At 35.7% G+C, this 2,884-nt stretch carries 4 protein-coding genes; 2 read left to right on the top strand and 2 right to left on the bottom strand.

Going from position 1 to position 2,884, the window contains the following annotated elements; all coding sequences use genetic code 11:
• Positions 1–376 precede the first annotated feature (376 nt).
• On the top strand, positions 377–1,378 hold the full coding sequence (locus V7014_RS23305; RefSeq protein WP_335510828.1) for an NAD(P)H-dependent flavin oxidoreductase: 1,002 nt from the start codon (positions 377–379) through the stop codon (positions 1,376–1,378).
• A 250-nt stretch (positions 1,379–1,628) separates the two neighbouring features.
• On the opposite strand, the gene V7014_RS23300 is transcribed toward V7014_RS23305, so the two are convergent.
• The gene (locus V7014_RS23300) at positions 1,629–1,913 is read right to left on the bottom strand and encodes a hypothetical protein (protein ID WP_335510826.1); all 285 of its coding nucleotides are present in this window, start codon (positions 1,911–1,913) and stop codon (positions 1,629–1,631) included.
• A 135-nt stretch (positions 1,914–2,048) separates the two neighbouring features.
• Here V7014_RS23300 and V7014_RS23295 point away from each other — a divergent pair, with 135 nt between their 5' ends.
• The gene (locus V7014_RS23295; protein WP_335510825.1) at positions 2,049–2,189 is read left to right on the top strand and encodes a hypothetical protein; all 141 of its coding nucleotides are present in this window, start codon (positions 2,049–2,051) and stop codon (positions 2,187–2,189) included.
• 106 nt (positions 2,190–2,295) lie between these two features.
• Here V7014_RS23295 and V7014_RS23290 read toward each other — a convergent pair whose 3' ends face one another.
• On the bottom strand, positions 2,296–2,700 hold the full coding sequence (locus V7014_RS23290; RefSeq protein ID WP_335510823.1) for a sporulation protein: 405 nt from the start codon (positions 2,698–2,700) through the stop codon (positions 2,296–2,298).
• Positions 2,701–2,884: the final 184 nt, after the last annotated feature.

The raw sequence follows: 2,884 nt of genomic DNA, 5'->3' as shown, positions 1-2,884 counted from the left end.
CATCTAAATTATCATTATAATATCATAATTAAATTAGCTATCTCAATATGAACTACCTAAGAAAAATTGAGAGGGCGTAGTGTTAAATGGTGTGGTAAAATATTACATAAGATTGTTGAATTTCTATTTCATAAGTAAATAGAAACACCAACCGTACAATAAAAGATGATTTAGCTTTAGGTAGAGACTTAATAAATGAACGATAACCGAGAAGTAAATAAACAAAGGTACATAATCTTTATTCTCAATAGTGAATAAATTGCTTCTATGACAGAAATTTCGGTATCTGCTCATGTTTTAGCCGATCTGGGTGATGAGCTAAGGAAACAGTTTTGCGATTTAATTTGAAAAATGTGGAAGAAGGGAAGGGGATAGCATGTTATCTTTACAATATCCTATTATTCAAGCTCCTATGGCTGGAGGAGTATCGAATCCAGCTCTTGCTGCGGCAGTTTCTAATGCTGGTGGATTAGGTTTTCTAGCAGCAGGTTACAAATCGGTTGATTTATTAAAAGAAGAAATCATAGCGCTAAGAAAGTTAACAAAAGAAGCTTTTGGAGTAAATATATTTGTTCCTGGTAACGAAGAGGTCAATCAAGAAGAATTAGATGCCTATGAACGAAAAATAGATAAGGAAGCACAAAAGCTAGGAACAAATATAGGGAAAGCTTATTATGATGACGATGCTTGGCAGAAAAAACTTCAACTAATGCTAGACGAAAAAGTTCCTATTGTAAGCTTTACTTTTGGATGTCCTTCGCCAGATATCATCCAGTCTTTACAATCTAATGGTACGTTTGTGATCGTTTCTGTAACTAACTTAGTAGAAGCTAAACTGGCAGCAAAATCAGGAGCTGATGCGCTTTGTTTGCAAGGAATTGAAGCAGGAGGTCATCGAGCTTCTTTTTCAAATAATCAAACGGAAGAACAAGATATGAAATTGCTAGATTTCATATCTGCAGTTCAAAATGATATTAATCTACCATTAATAGCTGCTGGCGGAATGATGGATGGGCAGGCAATTCGCCAAGTATTAGAAGCAGGTGCAAGTGCTGTACAACTAGGAACAGCATTTCTACTTTGCCCTGAAAGTGGAACGAATCCCGTTCACCGGGAAGCCTTAAACAGTTCACGCTTTACATTTACTGAAGTGACGCGTGCGTTTACAGGAAGACGTGCTAGAGGATTGGTGAATCATTTCTTAAAGGCCTATACTGAAGTTGCACCAGCTGCTTATCCTCATGTTCATCAAATGACGCAACCACTTAGAAAAACTAATCAAGTAGAATACATGTCTTTATGGGCTGGGGAAGGATTTAAACACTGTCGTGAACTTCCAGCAGCAGATTTAATTCGAATTCTTATGGAGGAACAATAAGAGTTTTTTTGAGGGGCTGTCCGAAAAGTCATTTCAATCACTTTTCGAGCGCCCTTTTACGCTTTGTTAGCCCTCCGGAGTAGTTTACGTGAAATATGTAAACTTTGGTGATTATGTTAGAATACCTATATTTGGCGCTTTCGGTCTAGATGAAACCCATCTATCTTCTTAAAAATCTAAAGAATTACTTCCCATCAATCAAACAATGATCGTAAATAGGACTTATTGGACAACATCTTTTAAAAATAGTTTATTCACGTTTTTGCTCAACCTTGTTATAATATTGAACACCAAATACAGCACCTTCATCTACCATTTTATTATCAGGCGTGTCATATGGATCTGGATGACCAGCTTTTTGAACTAAATCCTTTGGTTCAGATGTATTATTCTTAATCCAAGAAGAAAATTTACTCTTCGAATTTTGGTACATTTTCATTAGTTGTTGTCGCTTTCGCTCATCTTTCATAATTGTTGATAACCCGATCGCTCCTACAATCCCTACACCGACTGCTACAAATCTTCTTCCTCTCATCCTGTTTTCCTCCTTTGTTTTCTGTACTTTTATATACCCATTTTCTCTACCATAAACACACTTTTTACATTACAAACATGTTACGAATATAGTTTAGAAAATTTCACATGTTAATTAATAAAAGGAGTGACAAGTATGAAGAAGCAAACCTCAAATAAATATACTGTTGCAGGTACTAACATTGAAGAAGTAAAACAACTAAACGCCAATTCTGGATTAACTTACAATGAAATCAAAGCGTTAATACAACAGCAATATGAAAACAAAAATAAGTAAGAACGACAAACCAACAACTTCAAATAGGCGTAAGTTAATCTGTCCTTAAAATAGCCCTTTTGACTTCCAAAACAGTTTGACCTACGCCTGCTCATTGCTTAGTTCGTTACAAAATCACAACTTGATCTTCATCTTCAGAATCAACCGCTTGTGGTAAGAATAATTTTGTTCGTAAAGTGGTTTCTACAACCTTACTTGTTATTGGATGCTCACCAGAAATCGCAATGGAGAAAGGTATACTGCAATACTCATTCGAATCTACATGATGTATATCTGTAAAGACAATCTCATGTAGATCCTTTTCGTGGTATGAGAAATCGCTATCTTCTTTGTCTTGGTCATATTTTAGAACTAAAGTTAATACAATCTTTTCAATTTCTTGTTCAGCAGCTCCACCTTTAATATGTACTACCCCATTAATTGTCTCACCGCGTTTATATTGCTTGTTATCTAATATAGTATCGACCATAATATTTCCTAACCCTATACTAGACATAAATTTTCTCCACATTCAGATATTCTCCCTTCCTATAACCAACTTCCAGTATTTTCACTATACTTTATTTTTCCCAGATTTGATGTAACAAAAACATAATTGCCTCTTTCAAGAAAAGCGGAAGCGCCCGTTTTGCTCCGTATGGACTGGAGCCCATCGACTGAGATAAAGAGGATACACGAAGAGCTGACAAGCGATT

Origin of the sequence: Bacillus sp. JJ722 (assembly GCF_036963345.1) — a bacterium.
GTDB lineage: Bacteria > Bacillota > Bacilli > Bacillales > DSM-1321 > Bacillus_AD.
Note: the sequence above shows the minus strand (reverse complement) of the source record. Positions and strands in the feature narration are given on the sequence as shown.

Bases quoted from the DNA above. Each gene is read 5' to 3' on its own strand.
- V7014_RS23305 (WP_335510828.1), top strand. From the start codon at position 377: ATGTTATCTTTACAATATCCTATTATTCAAGCTCCTATGGCTGGAGGA.
- V7014_RS23290 (WP_335510823.1), bottom strand. From the start codon at position 2,700: ATGTGGAGAAAATTTATGTCTAGTATAGGGTTAGGAAATATTATGGTC.
- V7014_RS23300 (WP_335510826.1), bottom strand. From the start codon at position 1,913: ATGAGAGGAAGAAGATTTGTAGCAGTCGGTGTAGGGATTGTAGGAGCG.
- V7014_RS23295 (WP_335510825.1), top strand. From the start codon at position 2,049: ATGAAGAAGCAAACCTCAAATAAATATACTGTTGCAGGTACTAACATT.